This is a genomic window from Priestia sp. MDV22-iso46 (assembly GCF_058629175.1).
On the sequence record NZ_JBZVWT010000006.1, the window covers coordinates 125,779 to 147,012 of the forward strand.

Here is a 21,234-nt window from a genome sequence, read left to right on the forward strand (position 1 = left end):
AATAAAGGTTCTTATGATAAAGAAAAGAACCAAAAGGAGGTTACACCTTGTTACGAGATTTATTTACAAAAAACACAAAAACTCCAAAAAAACGAAAATATGCTACGATTCCTTCTGAGCATATGAGACAAGATGTACCTGAAGGAATTATGACCAAGTGTAAAAAGTGTAAAAAAATAATGTATACGAAAGAGTTAAATAAAAACTTAAAAGTATGCTTAAACTGTGGATATCATCATCAAATGACAGCACCAGAGCGTATCGAAAGCTTAATCGACAGTGGAACGTTTGTTGAATACGACAAAGATATGACGTCAGAAAATCCTCTTGGGTTCCCTGATTATCTTGAAAAGCTCGAAAAAGATCGTGAGAAAACTAATTTGAGTGAAGCGATTGTTACGGGTGAAGGAGATATTGAAGGCATTAAAGTAGTAGTTGCTGTTATGGATTCACACTTCCGTATGGGAAGCATGGGGTCTGTAGTCGGCGAGAAAATTACTCGCGCCATTGAAAAAGCGAAGGAAATGCATGTTCCATTCCTTATTTTCACAGCTTCAGGCGGTGCACGTATGCAAGAAGGTGTTCTGAGCTTGATGCAAATGGCTAAAACTAGCGCAGCTCTTAAAATGTTCAGTGATGAAGGCGGCTTAATCATTTCGATTATGACACATCCTACCACAGGAGGCGTGTCAGCAAGCTTTGCTTCGTTAGGTGATTATAATTTAGCCGAGCCGGGCGCGTTAATTGGCTTTGCTGGAAGACGTATTATTGAACAAACAATTAGAGAAGAGCTTCCAGAAGATTTTCAGACGTCGGAATTTCTGTTGAAGCATGGTCAGCTAGACGGAGTTATTGACCGTCATGATTTAAAAGAAACGTTAACAACTATTTTAGATATACACGTAGCAGGAGGTGACATCGAGTGGTAAGCGAATTAGAATTTGAACGTCCAATTGTTGAGTTGCGAAACAAGATTGCAGAGCTTAAAGAGTTTGCTAAAAATACAGAAGTGGATTTATCTAGCGAAATTGATAAGTTAGAAAATCGCTTAGAAAAAGTAGAAAACGATATTTACAATCATCTAAGCCCATGGAACCGTGTTCAAATTGCTCGTCATCCTGAGCGTCCTACAACACTCGATTATATTTCTCGCTTGTTTACAAACTTTTTAGAGTGTCATGGAGACCGCTTTTATGGAGATGATGAAGCAATCGTAGGAGGAATTGCCAAGTTTAATGGCGTGCCTGTTACCGTGATTGGACATCAGAGAGGTAAAGATACGAAAGAAAATATTCGCCGTAATTTTGGTATGCCTCATCCTGAAGGCTACCGTAAAGCACTGCGTCTAATGAAGCAAGCGGAGAAATTTAACCGCCCAATTATTTGCTTTATTGATACAAAAGGAGCTTATCCAGGGAAAGCGGCAGAAGAGCGCGGACAAAGCGAAGCTATTGCGAAAAATCTTTTCGAAATGGCTGGCTTAACTGTACCTGTTATTTGCATTGTAATTGGAGAAGGAGGAAGCGGAGGAGCCTTGGCATTAGGTTTAGGAAATCACCTTCATATGCTTGAGAACTCGACGTATTCAGTTATTTCTCCAGAAGGAGCGGCAGCCATTCTTTGGAAAGATTCTTCTCTTGCGAAAAAAGCTGCTGAAACGATGAAGATTACAGCACCAGATTTGAAAGAACTGGGTATTGTAGATGAAATGGTTTCAGAGGTAAGAGGCGGAGCTCACCGAGATATCGATGCACAAGCTGGATACATGGAGGGCATTATCAAGAAATCATTAAAAGAGCTGATGAATTTATCAAAAGAAGAGCTAGTGGAAGAGCGTTATTTAAAATACAAAAAAATCGGACAATTTGCAGCTGAAAACGATGCCATTACTATAAAATAAAGAAACGTGCACTCTTGAAAAATAAGGGTGCGCGTTTTTGTGCGCTTTGTATAGCCCTTCTCTATTGTGTTTACAAGTTCTTCGTGGTATTTTATAGACAGCAAAAACCTTTAAGTAAAAGTAGAAAAAGAGTGTTTTTAAAAAATTTCCTATGGTTACTAGCAGCTGTGCGAGCGTTTGTCTTTTCTCTAAAACGTGAGATATATAAGACAAATCAGGCAGCAAGTATTGCTGTATGAATTGCAGGGAATAGTAAAACAAGAAGCAAACGATGAAGAAATTCATCGTTAAAGTGCTGTTTATTTGTTTGCTATTTGATTCAGCGCTACGTAGGTATTTCATAAGTTACACGTAAAGCAAGGTGAACAAGTCAGGGCAACAAAATATTTGTTCATAGCCTGCTAGTACAAGGTTAGTAAAAGAAATAGCTATTTGCCCTATCTAAAGAGTAAATAGTAAATATATAGGAGGAAATTTGAATGCGTAAAACTAAAATTGTATGTACTATTGGACCAGCGAGTGAAAGTGTAGAAAAATTAGTTGAACTAATTAACTCAGGCTTAAACGTTTGTCGTCTAAACTTCTCTCACGGTGACTTTGAAGAGCACGGTGCACGTATTGTTAACATTCGTGAAGCTGCGAAACAAACAGGTAAAACAGTAGGTATCTTACTTGATACAAAAGGACCTGAAATTCGTACAAATACAATGGAAAATGGTGCAATTGAGTTAGAAGAAGGCTCTGAAATCATTGTTTCTATGACAGAAGTAGTGGGAACAACTGAAAAATTCTCAATTACATATCCAGGTCTAATCGATGACGTACACGTAGGATCAAAAATCCTTTTAGATGACGGTTTAATCGGTCTTGAAGTACTAGACATCAATAAAACTGATGGTGAAATCAAAACAAAAGTACTTAACCCTGGTACATTAAAAAATAAAAAAGGTGTAAACGTGCCAAATGTAAGTGTAAACCTTCCTGGTATCACTGAAAAAGATGCAAGCGATATTGTATTCGGTATCGAACAAGGCATTGATTTTATCGCTGCTTCTTTTGTGCGTCGCGCATCTGATGTATTAGAAATTCGTGAACTACTAGAAAAACACAATGCAGCTCACATTCAAATCATCTCAAAAATCGAAAACCAAGAAGGCGTAGATAACATCAAGGAAATTCTTGAAGTTTCAGACGGTTTAATGGTTGCTCGTGGTGACTTAGGAGTAGAAATTCCTGCTGAAGAAGTACCATTAGTACAAAAAGATCTAATCAAACAATGTAATGCGCTTGGCAAACCAGTTATTACAGCTACACAAATGCTTGATTCAATGCAACGCAACCCGCGCCCGACTCGTGCGGAAGCAAGTGACGTTGCCAATGCTATCTTTGATGGTACAGATGCAATTATGTTATCTGGTGAAACAGCTGCAGGTTCTTACCCAGTTGAAGCTGTACAAACAATGCATTCAATCGCTTCTCGTGCTGAGCAAGCTCTAAACTACTCTGAGATTTTACAACAGCGCAGCAAGCAAGTTGGCCCATCTATTACAGATGCAATTGGACAATCTGTTGTACACACAGCGCTTAACTTAAACGCTAGTGCAATCGTAGCGCCAACAGAAAGTGGTTATACAGCGAAAATCGTTTCTAAATATCGTCCGCAATCTCCAATCGTAGCTGTTGCAGCAAACGATTCTGTTGCACGTCGTCTGTCTCTAGTATGGGGTGTTACACCAGTTGTTGGTGAGCGCGTAAATACAATTGACGATATGTTAGATCACGCTGTAAATGACGCAGTGAAAACAGGCGTTGTAGCACACGGCGACTTAGTGGTTATTACAGCTGGTGTTCCAGTTGGAGAATCAGGTGCAACGAACTTAATGAAAGTTCAAGTTGTAGGTGACGTTCTTGCTAAAGGACAAGGAATTGGTCGTAAAGCAGCAGTTGGTAAAGTAGTTATTGCTAAAACTGCTGAAGAAGCAAATGCAAAAATGACTGAAGGTGCTATCCTTGTTACAAACAGCACAGATCGCGATATGATCAGTGCAATCGAAAAAGCTGGAGCTCTTATTACAGAAGAAGGCGGTCTAACAAGCCATGCAGCTGTAGTAGGGTTAAACTTAAGCATTCCTGTCATTGTAGGCGTAGAAAACGCAACAAGCGTATTCTCAGAAGATCAAGATATTACAGTTGATGCTTCACGTGGTGTCGTATACAACGGACACGCAAGCGTACTGTAAGAACACGTAGATGATAGAAAAAAGAGAAGGGTAATCCTTCTCTTTTTGTTTAGGCAATTCAATAAGCGAAGAGGTGATGATGGTGAGGAAGCTTCTTCCGCTCCTTCTTATTGTACCTGCTGTTGAGGTAATGATTTTGATTTATTCAAGTCATCTCATTGGTGTAATGTCAACATTTTTACTGATTATTGCTACCAGTTTTATGGGTGCGTTTCTAGCGAAAAAACAAGGAACATCTCTTTTTCAAAAGGCACAGCGTCAGATGAGCCAGGGACATGTTCCAAGCGGTGAAATCTTTGATGGTATGTGTGTACTATTTGGCGGACTGTTTCTGCTGTTTCCAGGCTTCTTGACAGATGTTGTAGGCTTTATCTTTTTACTGCCGTTTACACGCAGAATCGTTAAGCCTTTTCTTTTAACGTGGCTAAGAAGATTTTTTCAAGGACGTAATCGAATGACGATTATTCGTTAACTAGAAAGTGTGTGAAAGAAGCTTCTTTCACACACTTTTTCATTTTCCTATAATAAATTGCCACGTTTCTTTAAAAACCCCCGTTGTATGAAGTGTTTTTAGAATAACAAGAATAACAGGGCCAACTATTAATCCGAAAAATCCAATCAATTGATATCCTACAAATAAAGCAATTAATGTAGCGAGAGGATCAAGACCAATGCTTGATGACAAAATTTTTGGTTCCATAATTTGTCGCTGCACAAGTACTACAGCATATAGTACCGAAAGCCCTACAGCAAATGACACGTTATCTGTGGCAAAGGCATAAATCATCCAAGGAACAAAAACCAGTCCTGTTCCGAGGTAAGGAAGAATATCTACTAAGCCAATCAATAAAGCGACTGTAATAGCATAATCAACCCTAAGAACAAGTAAACCAAAAAGAACGATGATTGTGGTAATCGAAATAAGCGTAAGCTGAGCTTTAATAAAACCAAACAGTGCATTTTTAAGCTCCACAACAACTGTCTGTCCATTTTCCCTTACTTTTTTAGGAATAAACACGCTGCTTTTAGCCATCAGCTTGTACCAATCTTTACTAATAAAAAAAGTAGCCAGTAATGAAAAAATAATCACAGTAGCTGCATTAGGCAATACGGATAAAAGTACTGGGATGCTTTGCAATACATTTTGCAAAAAATCGCCCACCGTTTGAGCGATATGGTTGCCTACCCCTTTAATGTTCGATAAAATAGTTGCTTGCTGACCGGTATTTAAGTTATTAAACATAGAAGTAATGCGTTCATAAAACGGAAGTATTTGTTCTGTAGCAATATTTTCAATAAATATGACCACTTCTTTGAAATTTGTGGGAACAACTTTCGCTAAATACGTACTTCCTGCAATGATTTCTGTGATAAGTAACGTAATAAGTCCGGCTAAAAGAGAGAAGATAAGAACCATTGACAGTAAAACAGCTAAGTAGCGGGGTAAGCGCAGCTTCAATTCAAATAGATTAACCATAGGATTTATAAAAAAAGCGATGCAGCAGGCGATAATAAATGGATATATGAGAGAAGAGACATAATAACTAAGAAATATAGATGCTGCAATAATTGTCAACACACAAGCTAAGCGAAATAGTCGATGTAAATGAAGCTTGTACACAATAAATAGAGGCCTCCTTGTAAACGATAGTCAACAAAAGAAAAAGCTACTCATAAAATATTTACGTAATACGCTTTAGATTTATCACAATAAAAAAAGAAAGGATGAGTAAAATGTTCTCACAACCCATGCTTTTTTTAGCTGTTTTACTCGTAATTGGATTAGTGGCTAAAAATCAATCATTAATCATTGCAGTTGCATTTTTACTTATTTTAAAATTAATCGGGTTAGACGGTAAGGTTTTTCCGTTTCTACAATCAAAAGGAATTAATATTGGAGTAACGGTTATTACAATTGCTGTTCTTGTGCCAATTGCAACAGGAGACATAGGATTCAAACAATTAGGAGAGGCCGTGAAATCTTCTTATGCCTGGATTGCTCTAGGGGCCGGAATTGCTGTGGCAATTATTGCTAAATATGGACTTACACTCTTGGAAGATGATCCGCATATTACGACCGCTTTAGTTTTTGGCACAATTCTTGCTGTGGCGCTGTTTCAAGGGGTAGCAGTAGGTCCGTTAATCGGTGCTGGAATCGCTTATTTATTTATGAAATTAACTGAACTTTTTTCGTAGAAATTTTTGTATAATAATAATTTTTTTAAAATTTCTTCTCTCTTTTGATTCACAAAAGTCAGATAATTGTTTATAATATATTTTGAGGCCGCATCTTTTTACATACAATTGTATGTTTTACCTATAGGGCTGTAACAAAGCAATGACACATGCAGATGTTTTGATTTTGTGTGTTATTGAAACAAATGGAAATGTAAGCATTTTCTTTGCGTGGGGTGAAGAAATGTTCTTCCAAGATATATATTCAAAAGAGGCGCTTCGTATATCATTTAATGTCTAGTTGAGCAGAGGCTCAATTTTGTTTTTCACGTTTTACACAGAAAGGTATGGGGAATTTTTTCTGTAAAGGAGTGGAGATTTATGACAGCAACTCGAGGTCTAGAAGGGGTAGTCGCTACAACGTCAGCAGTAAGTTCAATTATTGATGACACTTTAACATATCAAGGCTACAATATTGATGATTTAGCGAATTATGCAACATTTGAAGAAGTGGTGTATTTACTATGGCACGGAAAATTACCTAACAAAGAAGAATTATCTGTGTTTTCTAGATTACTAGCAGAAAACGCTAAATTACCCCAAGAAGTCTTAGAGCATTTCAAAACTTATCCAATTAAAGATGTTCATCCAATGGCAGCTTTAAGAACAGTCGTATCACTATTGGGGTTGTACGATCCTGAAGCTGATTTAATGGATGAAGAAGCAAATTATCGCAAAGCTGTTCGTTTGCAAGCCCAATTACCAACGGTGGTAACGGCTTTTTCAAGAGTCCGTAACGGATTAGAGCCAATTGAACCAAACGAAAACTATAGCATTGCCGCTAACTTTTTATATATGTTAACCGGCGAAGAGCCAACTGATATCCAAGTAGAGGCATTTGATAAAGCACTTGTCTTACACGCTGACCATGAGCTAAATGCTTCAACTTTTACAGCTCGTGTCTGTGTGGCAACGTTATCCGATATTTATTCAGGAATTACAGCCGCTATTGGAGCGTTAAAGGGTCCTCTTCACGGGGGAGCGAATGAAGCTGTTATGAAAATGTTGTCTGACATTCAAACAGTTGAAAACGCGGAACCTTATATTCGCGAAAAGCTCGCGAAAAAAGAAAAGATTATGGGATTTGGACATCGTGTGTATCAGCAGGGTGATCCTCGTGCCAAGCACTTGAAAGAAATGTCTGAAAAACTTACCAAACAAGCAGGAGATACAACGCTATACGATATGTCAGTGAAAATTGAAGAGATCGTAACAGGCGAGAAAAAGCTTCCGCCAAACGTTGATTTCTATTCAGCTTCTGTATACCACAGCTTAGGGATTGATCACGATCTATTTACTCCGATCTTTGCCGTAAGCCGCGTATCAGGATGGATTGCTCACATTTTAGAGCAGTATTCAAACAATCGTTTGATTCGTCCAAGAGCTGATTATATCGGTCCTGGAAAACAAACGTACATTCCGCTTGAAGAGCGCAGCTAAACAATGTGACGAAGGTGCTCACGTTCGTTGAGCACTTTTCCATAAGTGAAAGTAGACAAATTTTTTAAGGAGGTCATTCTCATGACAAAAGGTGAACAAATTTCTGTAGCAAACGGCGTATTAAACGTACCAAATAACCCAATCATTCCATTTATCGAAGGTGACGGAATTGGTCCGGATATCTGGGCAGCAGCTTCTCGCGTATTAGAAGCAGCGGTTGCAAAAGCATACAATGGTGAAAAAGAAATCGTTTGGAAAGAAGTATTAGCAGGTGAAAAAGCATTTAATCAAACTGGCGAATGGTTACCGGAAGAAACGTTAGATGCAATTCGCGAATACATAATTGCAATCAAAGGACCATTAACAACACCAGTAGGCGGTGGAATTCGTTCTCTAAACGTGGCATTGCGTCAAGAATTAGACTTATTCACATGCTTACGTCCTGTTCGCTACTTTGACGGCGTACCTTCTCCAATTAAGCGCCCTGAAGATACAGATATGGTTATCTTCCGTGAAAATACTGAAGATATTTATGCTGGTATTGAATATGCGAAGGGTTCTGAAGAAGTACAAAAGCTTGTTTCATTCCTACAAACGGAATTAGGCGTAAATAAAATCCGTTTCCCTGAAACTTCTGGATTAGGTATTAAGCCTATTTCTTCTGAAGGAACAGAGCGTCTTGTGCGTGCAGCAATCAACTATGCAATTGAACAAGGCCGCAAGTCTGTTACGCTTGTACACAAAGGTAACATTATGAAATATACAGAAGGCGCATTTAAAAATTGGGGCTATGAGCTAGCTGAAAAAGAATTCGGCGATAAAGTATTTACTTGGGCTCAATATGACCGCATCGTTGAAAAAGAAGGTGCACAGGCTGCAAACAAAGCTCAAGCAGAAGCGGAAGCAGCAGGAAAAATTATTGTAAAAGATTCAATTGCAGATATCTTCTTACAACAAATTTTAACTCGTCCACGTGAATTCGATGTAGTAGCAACAATGAATTTAAATGGAGATTACATTTCAGATGCATTAGCAGCACAAGTTGGTGGTATCGGAATTGCTCCAGGGGCAAATATCAACTACGAAACTGGACATGCTATCTTTGAAGCAACTCACGGTACAGCACCTAAATATGCTGGTTTAGATAAAGTAAACCCATCTTCTGTATTATTATCAGGTGTGTTAATGCTTGAACACCTTGGCTGGAATGAAGCAGCGGATTTAATCATGAAATCAATGGAAAAAACAATTGCTTCAAAAGTAGTAACATATGATTTCGCACGTTTAATGGACGGCGCAACAGAAGTGAAGTGTTCAGAGTTTGCTGATGAATTAATTAGCAATCTAGGAAAACAAGTAACAGTTTAATAGCTATTCATTTAGGGGAGGAATTATAATGGCAAATATGCGTAAAAAAGTATCTGTTATCGGAGCGGGCTTTACAGGAGCTACAACTGCTTTTTTAATTGGTCAAAAAGAATTAGCTGATGTTGTATTAGTTGATATTCCGCAATTAGAAAATCCAGCTAAAGGTAAAGCGCTGGATATGTTAGAAGCAAGTCCTGTACAAGGCTTTGACGCTAACATTACAGGAACAGCCAACTACGAAGACACAGCTGATTCTGACATTGTCATTATTACAGCTGGTATCGCGCGCAAGCCAGGTATGAGTCGCGATGATTTAGTAACAACGAACCAAAAAATCATGAAGTCTGTTACTCAAGAAGTTGTTAAATACTCGCCAAACTGTCACATCATCGTGTTGACAAACCCGGTAGATGCTATGACGTATACAGTATTTAAAGAATCTGGTTTTCCTAAAAACCGCGTAATCGGTCAATCAGGCGTATTAGATTCTGCACGTTTCCGTACGTTCGTAGCGCAGGAGTTAAACATTTCAGTAAAAGATATCACAGGTTTTGTACTTGGTGGACATGGCGACGATATGGTACCTCTTGTACGCTACTCATATGCTGGCGGTATTCCTCTTGAAACGCTTATTCCAAAAGCGCGTCTTGAAGCAATTGTTGAAAGAACACGCAAAGGCGGCGGCGAGATCGTTAACTTATTAGGTAACGGAAGTGCATACTACGCGCCTGCTGCTTCCTTAGTGGAAATGACAGAAGCGATCTTAAAAGATCAGCGTCGTATTTTACCAGCGATTGCTTACCTAGAGGGTGAATATGGTTATAACGGCATCTACTTAGGTGTTCCAACCGTATTAGGAGCTGCAGGAATTGAGCAGGTAATTGAATTAGAACTGACTGATTCTGAAAAAGCTGCGTTAGATCAATCAGCAAAATCAGTTAAAACTGTCATGGGTGTATTAGCTTAATACAATAAAATAGGTTTGAGTATAGGTTTTTATCAATATTCAAACAATAGTCACAAGGAAAATTCGAGGGAAACCTCGAATTTTTCTTGTATATAAAGAAAAGCTATTACTTTATACAAAAGGTGGAATGATGATGGTATTAGGTAAAAAACAAAAAATAGGCCGAAGTATTGAAGATATAAAAGTTGGAGAAAAATTAACGCTAACGGAACGAATTGAAGATAAGGATATCTTATTGTACTTAGGGCTGACAAATGATTCTAACCCTTTATACATTCAGCATGATTACGCATCTCAGACCCCTTTTAAAAAACCTATTGTGCCAAGTATTATGATTACCGGTATTATGACAGCAGCCATTTCAAAGTATTTGCCCGGACCTGGAAGCCACGTTGCAGAACATACGGTAGCCTTCCCCAAAAAGATTCATCATTATAGCACGATTGAATTTTTATTTGAAGTGACAGAGGTAGATGTTTCTTCTAGAACTGTTACGGTTGAGGTGGAAGCGGTCAATGAGCAAAATGAGAAAGTAGTAACGGCGCGGTTTCTTGTGTATCCGCCGTTTAGACTTCCATCAGTAGAGACACACGACTTTGAAAATTTTTAAAACGCCTTAAATATTTATAAATATAGAAGAAACTGTTTGATCATATTTTCTGAAAATGTTGAAATGTATTGGAGAACGAGGCTAAAACATTGTATGATAAGAGAAGATAAATAGAAAATAATATCATTTGGATGAAGCTGCGGTTTAATTTAACTAGATGGAGGCTTATATCGTTAATATGAGTAAGAAATTATTAGTCGTAGATGATGAACAATCAATTTCAACATTATTACAATATAATTTACAACAAGCTGGCTTTACAGTAGAAACAGCTGAAGACGGGGAAGAAGGATACAACAAGGCACTAGAAGGAAAACCGGATTTAATTGTGTTAGACTTGATGCTTCCTAAGATGGATGGAATTGAAGTTTGTAAAAAGCTTCGTCAGCAAAAAGTGATGACGCCTATTTTAATGTTAACTGCAAAAGACGATGAGTTCGACAAAGTATTAGGGCTAGAGCTTGGCGCAGATGACTACATGACGAAACCATTTAGCCCTCGAGAAGTAGTAGCACGTGTAAAAGCCATTTTACGCAGAACACAAATCATTGCTCAGGAAAATGAACAAGAGGAAGATGGCGAGCGCATCATGATCGGTGATTTAAAAATTCTTCCAGATCATTATGAGGCCTACTTTAATCAAGAGCAGCTTGAGCTTACTCCAAAAGAATTTGAGTTGTTATTATATTTGGCAAAATACAAAGGACGGGTATTAACTCGTGATCAGCTGCTAAGTGCAGTGTGGAATTATGATTTTGCCGGAGATACGCGAATTGTAGATGTGCACATCAGCCATTTGCGTGAGAAAATTGAACAAAATACGCGAAAACCTGTTTATATAAAAACGATTAGAGGATTAGGATATAAGCTGGAGGAACCAAAGGTAGATGAATAAATTTCGTTCAAGGCTACTTTTGGCTCTATTAGTACTTATTATTATTGTATTAGTAGGTCTTGGCCTGCTGCTGGGACAGTTGTTTAAAAACTTTTATTTTCAGACGTTTCAAGAGCGAATGGAAAAAGAGGCAAAGCTTGTAGAAATGTACATTAGCGAAGAAGGTATCACAAGTCCTGCTTTAAAATCTAAAGTTGATCAAATCAGCCATTCGTTAAGTGTAAGAACGACTATCGTTCAAAAAGACGGAAAAATATTAGTTGACTCAAATCCAGGCAGCAAGCAGCAAAGAATCGAAAAAAGTATCGTAATCCAACAAGTATTAAAAAAGCAGTTAAACAGTAAAAAAAGCTTTGATCAAATTAAAGAAGATTATGACTTATATTACTATGGTATCCCGCTGATTATAGAAGGTAAGCAAGAGGGATTTGTTGTGCTAAGTACATCGTTTGATTCATTAAAACAAGTAAATCAGCAAATTTGGGGCCTTCTTATTGGAAGCTTAGGTCTAGCTTTGATTGTGATTTTACTCTTAGGTGTAAAGATTATGGGACGCTATACCCGTCCTATTGAATCGGCAACCAAGGTGGCTATGGAACTTGCAAAAGGGAATTATAAAGCTCGTACATATGAAGATTATGTAGATGAAACAGGGATGCTGAGTCAGTCTATTAACGCACTTGCTCGTAATCTGCAAGAGTCTATCACTAATCAAGAAATGCAGCAGGACAGGCTGCGCACGCTAATTGAAAATATGGGAAGCGGCATGCTTCTTATCGATAGTCGAGGCTATATAAACTTAGTGAATCGAGCTTATAAAGAGCAGTTTCATATACATCCGGATGACTTCCTTTATCATTTGTATTACGAGGTATTTGAGCATAAAGAAATCATTAAGCTTGTGGAAAAAATATTTATGACGGAAGTAAAGGTTCGAAAACAAGTGGTTCTGCCTTTAAATATTGAACGAAGATATTTTGATGTTTATGGAGCGCCGATTATTGGCTTAAATGATGAATGGAAAGGGATTGTGCTTGTTTTCCATGATATTACCGAGCTAAAAAAACTAGAACAAGTTCGCCGTGACTTTGTAGCGAATGTGTCTCATGAACTAAAAACTCCTATTACGTCTATAAAAGGGTTTAGTGAGACATTGTTAGACGGTGCCATGGAAGATCCACAGCTGCGCCAGCAGTTTCTATCTATCATTTTAACGGAAAGTCAGCGCATGGAGAGCTTGATTCAAGATCTTTTAGATTTGTCTAAAGTTGAACAGCAAGGCTTTAAACTAAGCATTCATTCAGTAGATTTGAATACGCTTCTTTACGAAGTGACGACAGTGCTATCAAACCGAGCAACTGAAAAAGAAATCACGCTAACGTTAGATACGCTTCCTGAAGAAGCGTGGATTGATGGTGACAGTCAGCGCCTTATGCAAGTGTTTGTTAACTTAATCGGCAATGCGCTCATGTATACAATGCCTGGAGGAACTGTTCACGTTTCGCTTGAAGAGGAAGAAGAAACGATTACGGTTCATGTTCAAGATACAGGTATCGGTATTGATTCTGATGAAATTTCACGTATTTTTGAGCGCTTTTACCGAGTAGATAAGGCAAGAAGCCGTAATTCCGGAGGAACAGGTCTTGGATTAGCAATTGTTAAACATCTTGTTGAAGCTCATAGAGGGGAAATTGAAGTGAAAAGTGAAGTCAATAAAGGGACAACTTTTTCAGTGAAGCTGCACAAGTATTTGCCGCAGATGTAAAATGTTTACGTTCCTTTTACAATTTATTTAATGTAGCTTAATAATTAATTGATACAATTTTTCATGGAAACCCCTTCATCCAAGGAGCCAATGTGTAAGGCGAAAATAGCTTTAACCGTGCTATTTTCGCCGATTCTTTTTGACAATTTCTATCCATTCACATGTTACACCGCCTAAAATAACTAGGCGGTGTTTTTATTTTATGATGTACAGATCTTATCACCACATGAAAATAAAACGTTGAACTCAAGATTACTTTTTGTCCTTAAAGCTTATTGTTTGTTAAAATAAAGGTAAGATAAGAAGAGAGCGAAATGGAGGAACATGAATGACACAAAAACTAGTATTAATTGACGGGAATAGTATTGCCTACCGTGCATTTTTTGCTTTGCCGCTTTTAAACAATGATAAAGGAATACATACAAATGCCATATATGGCTTTACTACAATGCTGACACGTATCTTAGAGGAAGAGAAGCCGACGCATTTACTTGTGGCATTTGATGCAGGGAAAACAACGTTTCGCCACAAAACATTTACAGAATACAAAGGAGGCAGACAAAAGACGCCTCCTGAACTTTCAGAGCAGTTTCCCTTTATTCGTGAGTTATTAGATGCATATGGGATTAAGCGCTATGAACTGCCTGATTATGAAGCAGATGATATTATCGGTACGCTTTCAAAACAAGCTGAAAAAAAAGGAATGGCCGTAAAAGTCATTTCCGGGGATAAAGATTTACTTCAGCTTGTGTCAGAACATGTAACCGTAGATATTACGAGAAAAGGAATTACGGATGTCGATTCCTATACGCCTGCAGCCATTGATGAAAAGTATGGTATTACGGCTGCACAAATTATTGATATGAAGGGCCTTATGGGGGACAGCTCGGATAATATCCCAGGCGTGCCCGGAGTCGGCGAAAAAACAGCCTTAAAGCTATTAAAAGAGTTCGAAACGGTTGAAAATGTATTGAAATCTATCGATCAAGTCAGCGGTAAAAAATTAAAAGAAAAGCTAGAAGATAATCGTGAATCAGCCATCATGAGTAAAAAGCTTGCAACTATTTATTGCGAAGCGCCTCTTGAAGTATCTGTAGAAGATGCAAAGTATGACGGGTTTGAATCTTCAAAGGTCATCTCATTATTTAAAGAGCTTGGGTTTAATTCTCTGCTTGCTAAATTTGGTGAATCAGCAGAAGAGGAAGCAGATTTTGAAGAACTGACGTTTGAAATAGCGCAGGAAGTTCACGATGATATGTTAACAAGCGAAGCAGCTCTGATCGTAGAAGGGTATGAAGAAAACTACCATCACAATCAGCTGCTCGGTTTTGGAATCAGCAACAAGAATGGCCACTATTTTATTGATAAAGATACAGCTCTTTCATCTTCTAAATTTAAAGCATGGTTAGAAGATGGACGTGTAAAAAAGACTGTGTTTAATGGGAAACGTACGATTGTATCGTTAAAATGGGCGGGGCATGAAATTAAAGGAATTGAACATGATGTAATGATTGCTTCTTACATCTTGAATCCTGCTGAGGCAAATGATGACCTAGCGACAATTGCAAAATTAAAAGGATACCATCAAGTGCAATCAGATGAAGCTGTGTATGGAAAAGGAGCTAAGCGAAGCATTGCGGAAGCTGCTCAGCTAGCTGAGCATGTTATAAGAAAAGCAGCCGCCGTAGCTTATTTAAAAGAAGTGTTAGAAAAAGAATTGGTTGAAAATGAACAGTTTGAGCTGTTTGAGAAGCTTGAAATGCCTCTTGCCATTGTCCTTGCTGATATGGAATATCAAGGGGTGAAAATTGACCGCGCGCGTTTGGATGAAATGGGCGAAGATCTTCGAGAGCAGCTTGAAAAAATTGAAGCGAAAATCTACGAATACGCTGGACAAGAATTCAATATTAATTCGCCAAAGCAGCTAGGAGTTGTTCTTTTTGAAAAAATGCAGCTTCCAGTCATAAAGAAAACAAAAACAGGCTATTCCACATCAGCCGATGTATTAGAGCAATTAGCTAGTACCCATGATATTATCCCAGAGATTTTACAATACCGTCAGCTAGGAAAATTACAGTCTACGTATATTGAAGGATTAAAAAAGGTTATTCATGAAAGCGATGGAAAAGTTCATACCCGCTTTAATCAAACGTTAACTCAAACGGGGAGGTTAAGCTCAGTAGATCCTAACTTGCAAAACATCCCGATTCGTCTTGAAGAAGGTAAAAAAATAAGAGGTGCGTTTGTGCCTTCACAGCCTGATTGGTTAATATTTGCGGCGGATTATTCACAAATTGAGCTGCGCGTACTGGCTCATATTGCAGATGATGAAAAGCTAATCGATGCGTTTAAGCATGACTTAGATATTCATACGAAAACAGCGATGGATGTGTTCCACGTCGAAAGAGAAGAAGTAACGTCGAATATGCGCCGCCAGGCTAAAGCAGTTAACTTTGGAATCGTCTATGGCATCAGTGATTACGGTTTATCGCAAAGTTTAGGAATTACAAGAAAAGCAGCGGCTACTTTTATTGAGCGCTATTTAAAAAGCTTCCCTGGTGTACAGGAGTATATGGATACGATTGTACGCGATGCAAAAGAAAAGGGATATGTAACAACGCTCTTGCACCGCCGACGTTACTTGCCTGAAATCACGAGCCGAAACTTTAACCTCCGCAGCTTTGCTGAGCGTACGGCTATGAATACGCCTATCCAAGGGACGGCAGCTGATATTATTAAAAAAGCAATGATTGAAATGGATAAGCGCTTAAAAGATGAAAATCTTCAGGCTAAGCTGCTGCTTCAAGTACACGATGAGCTGATTTTTGAAGCCCCAGAAGAAGAAATTAAAATTTTAGAGAAAATCGTACCAGAAGTAATGGAGAACGCTTTAGAGCTAGAAGTTCCGTTGAAAGTAGATTATTCTTACGGAAAGACTTGGTACGAAGCAAAGTAGTGGAAAAAGGATGTGAAAAACGTGCCAGAATTACCAGAAGTTGAAACCGTCAGACGTACGTTAATTGAATTAGCCAGTGGAAAGACCATTGAGCGTGTAACAGTTAAATGGCCTAATATTATCAAACGTCCTGAACAAGTTGAACAGTTTTGTGATGCGCTTGTTGGACAAACCATTCGAGATGTTGAACGCAGAGGTAAGTTTTTGAAAATTGTGCTCGATGATTATACGATGGTTTCTCATTTGCGCATGGAAGGGAAATATGCTCTCCATGAGAATGCAGAAGAACCAGATAAGCATGTACACGTCTTTTTTCACTTCACGGATGGAACGGAATTGCGATACCGGGATGTAAGGAAGTTTGGTACTATGCACTTATTTAAAAAGGGAGAGGAAGATCTGTTTCCTCCTCTTATTGGCCTTGGACCTGAACCGTTTGACGAAACATTTAATCCTAGTCAATTAAAAATGAGAATCGGCAAAACCTCTCGAAAAATCAAGCCGGTTTTACTCGATCAAAATGTCGTGGTTGGGCTGGGAAATATTTATGTAGATGAAGCACTGTTTCGCGCAGGGATTCATCCTGAACGAGTGGCCAGCCAATTAACAGACGAAGAGTATGAAAAATTGTACGAAGAAATTGTAGCGACTCTTCAAGAAGCTGTGAAGCAAGGAGGCAGCACAATTCGCACGTATGTAAACACACAGGGACAAATAGGCATGTTTCAGCAGCAGCTTTATGTGTACGGAAGAAAAGGCGAATCCTGTAAAATGTGCGGTACTCCAATTGAAAAATTTGTTGTAGGCGGTAGAGGAACACATATCTGCCCAAATTGTCAGCCGGCTAAAAAATAACAATGGATGGGCTCCTTTCATATACTACGTATAGACAGAAAGGAAAGGAGTCCTCTCATCATGATAACATTTTCTTTACTTATTCTTGCTTTTGCCGTAAGTCTTGACAGCTTTAGCGTTGGCCTGACATACGGACTTCGAAAGGTGAAAATCCCGCTGAAATCCATTTTTATTATTTCATGTTGCTCAGCATTTTCTTTAATGTTTTCTATGTTTTTAGGAAAAGTACTTACGCATCTATTTTCAGTGGATGTACTAAATAAAGTAGGCGGAGGTATTCTTGTTCTGCTTGGGATGTGGATTTTATACCAGTTTTTTTGTCCGGCAAATTCATCTCGAGTGAAAGAAGAAAAAACATTAGTGAAAATTGAAATTAAGTCAATTGGCCTAGTCATCAACGTATTGAAAAAGCCAATTGCAGCAGATTTAGATAATTCAGGTTCCATCAATGGAATTGAAGCATTTATACTTGGAATTGCATTATCTCTGGATGCATTTGGAGCAGGGTTTGGAGCGGCTTTATTAGGTTATTCGCCGTATGCTCTAGCAATTGCTGTAGCTCTTATGAGTTCTCTTTTTTTAAGTGCGGGCATACAGTTTGGCAAGGTTTTTTCACGTTTATCATGGATGAAAATGTTCTCGTTTGTACCAGGAGTTCTGCTCATTATTTTAGGTATTTTTAGATTTTAAATAAAGGGATAAAGGAGAGACCAATGTCAATTGTAATTGGATTAACGGGCGGAATTGCAAGCGGAAAAAGCACGGTAACCGGAATGCTACGAGATATCAATATTCCAGTAATCGACGCTGATCACATTGCAAAAGAAGTCGTAGAACCAGGAAAAGAAGCATACAAACAAATTGTCGAGACGTTCGGCCGTTCTATTCTTCACGAGAACGCGGAGATCAATCGAGCGGCTTTAGGGGAAATTGTGTTTTATCAAGAGGAAGAACGTAAAAAGTTGAATGCAATTGTACATCCTGCCGTAAGAAAAGAAATGCTTTCTCAAAAGGAAAGCTATATAGAGGAAGGTTACGAAGCCGTTGTATTAGATATTCCGCTGCTGTTTGAAAGCGATTTGACACACTTAGTGGATAAAGTAGTGGTTGTATATGTCGATGAGTCTGTGCAGCTAGAAAGGTTAAAGTCGCGTAATAACCTCTCGGCGGAGGAGGCCTATGCGCGTATCCATGCACAGCTGCCTTTGATTCAAAAAGTAGCCTTAGCCGATGCGGTGATCAATAACAACGGTCCTGTAGAGGAAACAAAACAACAGCTTTTAAGTATATTAGCCCTATGGCTAGATTAAAGAGTGAATGATTGCATTCACTCTTTTTTTATTGGGAATATTTAAGGGCTTCTAAAAAAGAATGTGTTAAATATCTGTTCTCGCTATATACATATAGTAAAACTTAATTAAAATAATTTATTAAAAAAAATTAATATTATTCACTTTTTAAATATTTATGTTATACTATTCAATATAAAAAGTTAAATAGTATAACACATATAGAGAGGGGTATAGCCATGAAAGCACGTATTGCCATTAATGGTTTTGGGAGAATAGGAAGAATGGTGTTTCGCACAGCGATTATAGAGGAAAATTTAGATATTATTGCAATAAATGCATCTTATCCAGCAGAAACGTTAGCACATTTAATCAAATATGACTCTATACACGGACCATTTAATGGAGATGTCAAATGTGATGATGATGCGCTAATTGTTAACGGTAAAAGAATTCAGCTATTAAATTCACGTGATCCGCTGAATTTGCCTTGGAAAGAGCTTGGGATTGATCTAGTTGTTGAAGCAACGGGAAAATTTAATTCAAGAGAAAAAGCGCAGTTACATATTGAAGCAGGTGCGAAAAAAGTTGTCTTAACGGCACCGGGTAAACAAGAAGATATCACCATTGTGATGGGCGTAAACGAACGAGAGTTTGATGTGAATCAGCATAACATTATTTCTAATGCCTCTTGTACGACAAATTGTCTAGCTCCAGTTGTCAAGGTACTAGACGAAGCGTTCACAATTGAAAACGGTTTAATGACGACCGTTCATGCATATACAAATGATCAAAAGAATATCGATAATCCGCATAAAGATTTGCGAAGAGCTCGTGCGTGTGCTCAATCAATTATTCCTACAACAACTGGAGCAGCCAAGGCACTTTCATTAGTTCTTCCTCATTTAAAAGGAAAACTTCATGGGATGGCGCTTCGTGTGCCAACGCCGAACGTATCGCTTGTCGATTTAGTTGTGGATGTAAGGAAACCTGTGACGATGGAAGATGTTAATTTAGCGTTTATTAAAGCTGCTGAAGGACCATTAAAGAATATTTTAAATTTAACAATGGAACCACTCGTATCAATTGACTTTAATACAAATCCTCATTCAGCGATTGTAGATGGACTATCCACCATCGTAATGGAAGATCATAAAATTAAAGTGTTAGCTTGGTACGATAACGAGTGGGGCTACTCTCAGCGCGTAGTCGATTTGGTAAGATATATTGCTGCAGAAATGCGTAATGGATCAAAAATAAGAGTAAGCTAAGAAAGCTATTGATTGCTTTTAAAAAAAACAGGGAGCTATCGCCCTGTTTTTTTTTTGTTTTTATTCAAAAGAATAGGGAAAAGCAATAAGATAAGCATGCAAAGGGGTGTTTATTTTCCTCAATTTTAATAAAAAATTAATAGTCGTTTAGCAGCTTTTACACACTTTCTCACGAGAATACAGGGGTAATTTGTATAGGTCTATCTGCAAGAACAATCTTTAATAAAATCAAAACACGTATTGCAAAATAAATGTAAACAAAGTATACTATGTTTCGTGAACTTCTTGTGTACCTTTCGGTGATGTGGCTACTTAAAGGGTTAGGACCTCTTTGGACTAACTTTCCCCCGTGGTAGTTAACATGCTATATGGCGAAAGAACTTCATGTTTAACGATTAAAAATTGTTAAAGGGGGAAATATCATTATGGAAACAATGGGTCGTCATGTCATCTCAGAATTATGGGGATGCGATTTCGATAAGTTAAATGATATTGATTATATTGAAAAAACGTTTGTTGATGCAGCTTTAAAATCTGGTGCGGAAGTTCGCGAAGTAGCGTTCCATAAATTTGCACCTCAAGGTGTAAGTGGCGTTGTTATTATTTCAGAATCACATTTAACGATTCACAGCTTCCCAGAGCATGGTTATGCAAGTATCGATGTTTATACTTGTGGTCATTTAGATCCTACAATCGCAGCAGATTATATTGCAGATGCTCTAAGTGCACAGACACGTGAAACAATTGAATTACCACGTGGAATGGGTCCTGTTCAGGTAAAACAAACTAAAGCGAATGCACTTTAATAGTGTCGATTGATTACGTAAGTTAAGAGGTGTATTACACACCTCTTTTTAGTATATAAATTTTTAATACGCAAAAACAAAGGGGATAACAACATGGGGGTAGTACAAGCAGTTAAATCTTTATTTTCTAATCATGTAGAAACAAGCGATCACCATTCAGATCCGACTCTAAAAACGCATTATTACAAAACAACGGCCGGGAATGCATTTAAGCAAGTTCATGAAATGTTGAAGCACATGCAAGGGATAGAGATACTTGCTGCGTATGAAGAGCGAGGAGAAATTAGCTTAAACGTTGTAAAAGGAAGAAAAGCTTTTGTTGTGATTACTATTATTAACGTACGTCCTCTTGAAACCGCTATCGATTTTTCTGCTACAACAGAATCAAAAGTGGTGCCGGTTGATTTTGGTTTTAGTAAAGAACTTGTACGTACGCTTTATAAGAGCTTTGATCAAAAACTTATTCCTATTTCTTCGTAAGTTCCTTATCATTTTTGAATTTCAGGAAATAAAATGGGGAAATTCCTTTTCCTTTACTTGTATTCAAGCCTTGTTTTCTATAAGATGGAATAAAGCAAATCCTTTAATACAGCATCGTGTTTGTTAAAGGAAATGATGATAAAAATCATAATAAATG

The 21,234-nt window shown here is 38.0% G+C and carries 19 protein-coding genes; 18 read left to right on the forward strand and 1 reads right to left on the reverse strand.

Annotated elements, in window-relative coordinates:
• Window positions 1–47 precede the first annotated feature (47 nt).
• The 4 genes from accD (at window position 48) to AC4NPH_RS24115 (ending at window position 4,612) form a co-directional block, all read left to right on the forward strand.
• On the forward strand, window positions 48–929 hold the full coding sequence (gene accD / locus AC4NPH_RS24100; RefSeq protein ID WP_013059451.1) for an acetyl-CoA carboxylase, carboxyltransferase subunit beta: 882 nt from the start codon (window positions 48–50) through the stop codon (window positions 927–929).
• Window positions 923–1,900 (forward strand): acetyl-CoA carboxylase carboxyl transferase subunit alpha, encoded by a 978-nt coding sequence (accA, locus tag AC4NPH_RS24105; RefSeq protein ID WP_063672759.1) that lies wholly within the window; start codon window positions 923–925, stop codon window positions 1,898–1,900. The genes accD and accA overlap by 7 nt, the downstream gene beginning before the upstream one ends.
• A gap of 479 nt (window positions 1,901–2,379) precedes the next feature.
• Window positions 2,380–4,140 (forward strand): pyruvate kinase, encoded by a 1,761-nt coding sequence (pyk, locus tag AC4NPH_RS24110; RefSeq protein WP_013059449.1) that lies wholly within the window; start codon window positions 2,380–2,382, stop codon window positions 4,138–4,140.
• A 76-nt stretch (window positions 4,141–4,216) separates the two neighbouring features.
• Window positions 4,217–4,612, forward strand: a complete 396-nt coding sequence (locus AC4NPH_RS24115) for an FxsA family protein (RefSeq protein ID WP_429582122.1) — start codon at window positions 4,217–4,219, stop codon at window positions 4,610–4,612.
• A gap of 39 nt (window positions 4,613–4,651) precedes the next feature.
• Here the strand turns inward: AC4NPH_RS24115 and ytvI are convergent, their stop codons facing one another.
• The gene (ytvI, locus tag AC4NPH_RS24120; RefSeq protein ID WP_013059447.1) at window positions 4,652–5,761 is read right to left on the reverse strand and encodes a sporulation integral membrane protein YtvI; all 1,110 of its coding nucleotides are present in this window, start codon (window positions 5,759–5,761) and stop codon (window positions 4,652–4,654) included.
• Between the two features lie 113 nt (window positions 5,762–5,874).
• Here ytvI and AC4NPH_RS24125 point away from each other — a divergent pair, with 113 nt between their 5' ends.
• The 14 genes from AC4NPH_RS24125 to AC4NPH_RS24190 all read left to right on the forward strand — a co-directional run bounded on the left by AC4NPH_RS24125 (window position 5,875) and on the right by AC4NPH_RS24190 (window position 21,077).
• The gene (locus tag AC4NPH_RS24125; protein ID WP_013059446.1) at window positions 5,875–6,336 is read left to right on the forward strand and encodes a DUF441 domain-containing protein; all 462 of its coding nucleotides are present in this window, start codon (window positions 5,875–5,877) and stop codon (window positions 6,334–6,336) included.
• Window positions 6,337–6,696: 360 nt separating this feature from the next.
• Complete coding sequence (gene citZ / locus AC4NPH_RS24130; protein WP_013059445.1) at window positions 6,697–7,815, forward strand: citrate synthase; 1,119 nt, start codon at window positions 6,697–6,699, stop codon at window positions 7,813–7,815.
• 75 nt (window positions 7,816–7,890) lie between these two features.
• Window positions 7,891–9,183, forward strand: coding sequence for an NADP-dependent isocitrate dehydrogenase (gene icd / locus AC4NPH_RS24135; RefSeq protein ID WP_255255780.1), 1,293 nt, complete (start codon window positions 7,891–7,893; stop codon window positions 9,181–9,183).
• Between the two features lie 28 nt (window positions 9,184–9,211).
• Window positions 9,212–10,150 (forward strand): malate dehydrogenase, encoded by a 939-nt coding sequence (mdh, locus tag AC4NPH_RS24140; RefSeq protein ID WP_013059443.1) that lies wholly within the window; start codon window positions 9,212–9,214, stop codon window positions 10,148–10,150.
• A 133-nt stretch (window positions 10,151–10,283) separates the two neighbouring features.
• Window positions 10,284–10,760, forward strand: a complete 477-nt coding sequence (locus AC4NPH_RS24145) for a MaoC family dehydratase (protein ID WP_013059442.1) — start codon at window positions 10,284–10,286, stop codon at window positions 10,758–10,760.
• A 178-nt stretch (window positions 10,761–10,938) separates the two neighbouring features.
• Window positions 10,939–11,655 (forward strand): response regulator transcription factor, encoded by a 717-nt coding sequence (locus AC4NPH_RS24150; protein ID WP_013059441.1) that lies wholly within the window; start codon window positions 10,939–10,941, stop codon window positions 11,653–11,655.
• Entirely contained in the window at window positions 11,648–13,420 is a 1,773-nt protein-coding gene (gene pnpS, locus AC4NPH_RS24155; RefSeq protein ID WP_013059440.1) for a two-component system histidine kinase PnpS, read from the forward strand. The genes AC4NPH_RS24150 and pnpS overlap by 8 nt, the downstream gene beginning before the upstream one ends.
• Before the next feature lie 328 nt (window positions 13,421–13,748).
• On the forward strand, window positions 13,749–16,376 hold the full coding sequence (gene polA / locus AC4NPH_RS24160) for a DNA polymerase I (protein WP_013059439.1): 2,628 nt from the start codon (window positions 13,749–13,751) through the stop codon (window positions 16,374–16,376).
• A 21-nt stretch (window positions 16,377–16,397) separates the two neighbouring features.
• Window positions 16,398–17,231 carry a DNA-formamidopyrimidine glycosylase gene (gene mutM / locus AC4NPH_RS24165; RefSeq protein ID WP_013059438.1) on the forward strand — a complete coding sequence of 278 codons (834 nt, stop codon included), beginning with the start codon at window positions 16,398–16,400 and terminating at the stop codon, window positions 17,229–17,231.
• A 60-nt stretch (window positions 17,232–17,291) separates the two neighbouring features.
• Complete coding sequence (gene ytaF / locus AC4NPH_RS24170) at window positions 17,292–17,921, forward strand: sporulation membrane protein YtaF (protein WP_013059437.1); 630 nt, start codon at window positions 17,292–17,294, stop codon at window positions 17,919–17,921.
• A gap of 23 nt (window positions 17,922–17,944) precedes the next feature.
• Window positions 17,945–18,541 (forward strand): dephospho-CoA kinase, encoded by a 597-nt coding sequence (gene coaE / locus AC4NPH_RS24175; protein WP_013059436.1) that lies wholly within the window; start codon window positions 17,945–17,947, stop codon window positions 18,539–18,541.
• 218 nt (window positions 18,542–18,759) lie between these two features.
• Window positions 18,760–19,791 carry a glyceraldehyde-3-phosphate dehydrogenase gene (locus AC4NPH_RS24180; RefSeq protein ID WP_013059435.1) on the forward strand — a complete coding sequence of 344 codons (1,032 nt, stop codon included), beginning with the start codon at window positions 18,760–18,762 and terminating at the stop codon, window positions 19,789–19,791.
• Between the two features lie 425 nt (window positions 19,792–20,216).
• The gene (gene speD / locus AC4NPH_RS24185; RefSeq protein WP_013059434.1) at window positions 20,217–20,597 is read left to right on the forward strand and encodes an adenosylmethionine decarboxylase; all 381 of its coding nucleotides are present in this window, start codon (window positions 20,217–20,219) and stop codon (window positions 20,595–20,597) included.
• Between the two features lie 93 nt (window positions 20,598–20,690).
• Window positions 20,691–21,077 (forward strand): hypothetical protein, encoded by a 387-nt coding sequence (locus AC4NPH_RS24190; RefSeq protein WP_013059433.1) that lies wholly within the window; start codon window positions 20,691–20,693, stop codon window positions 21,075–21,077.
• Window positions 21,078–21,234: the final 157 nt, after the last annotated feature.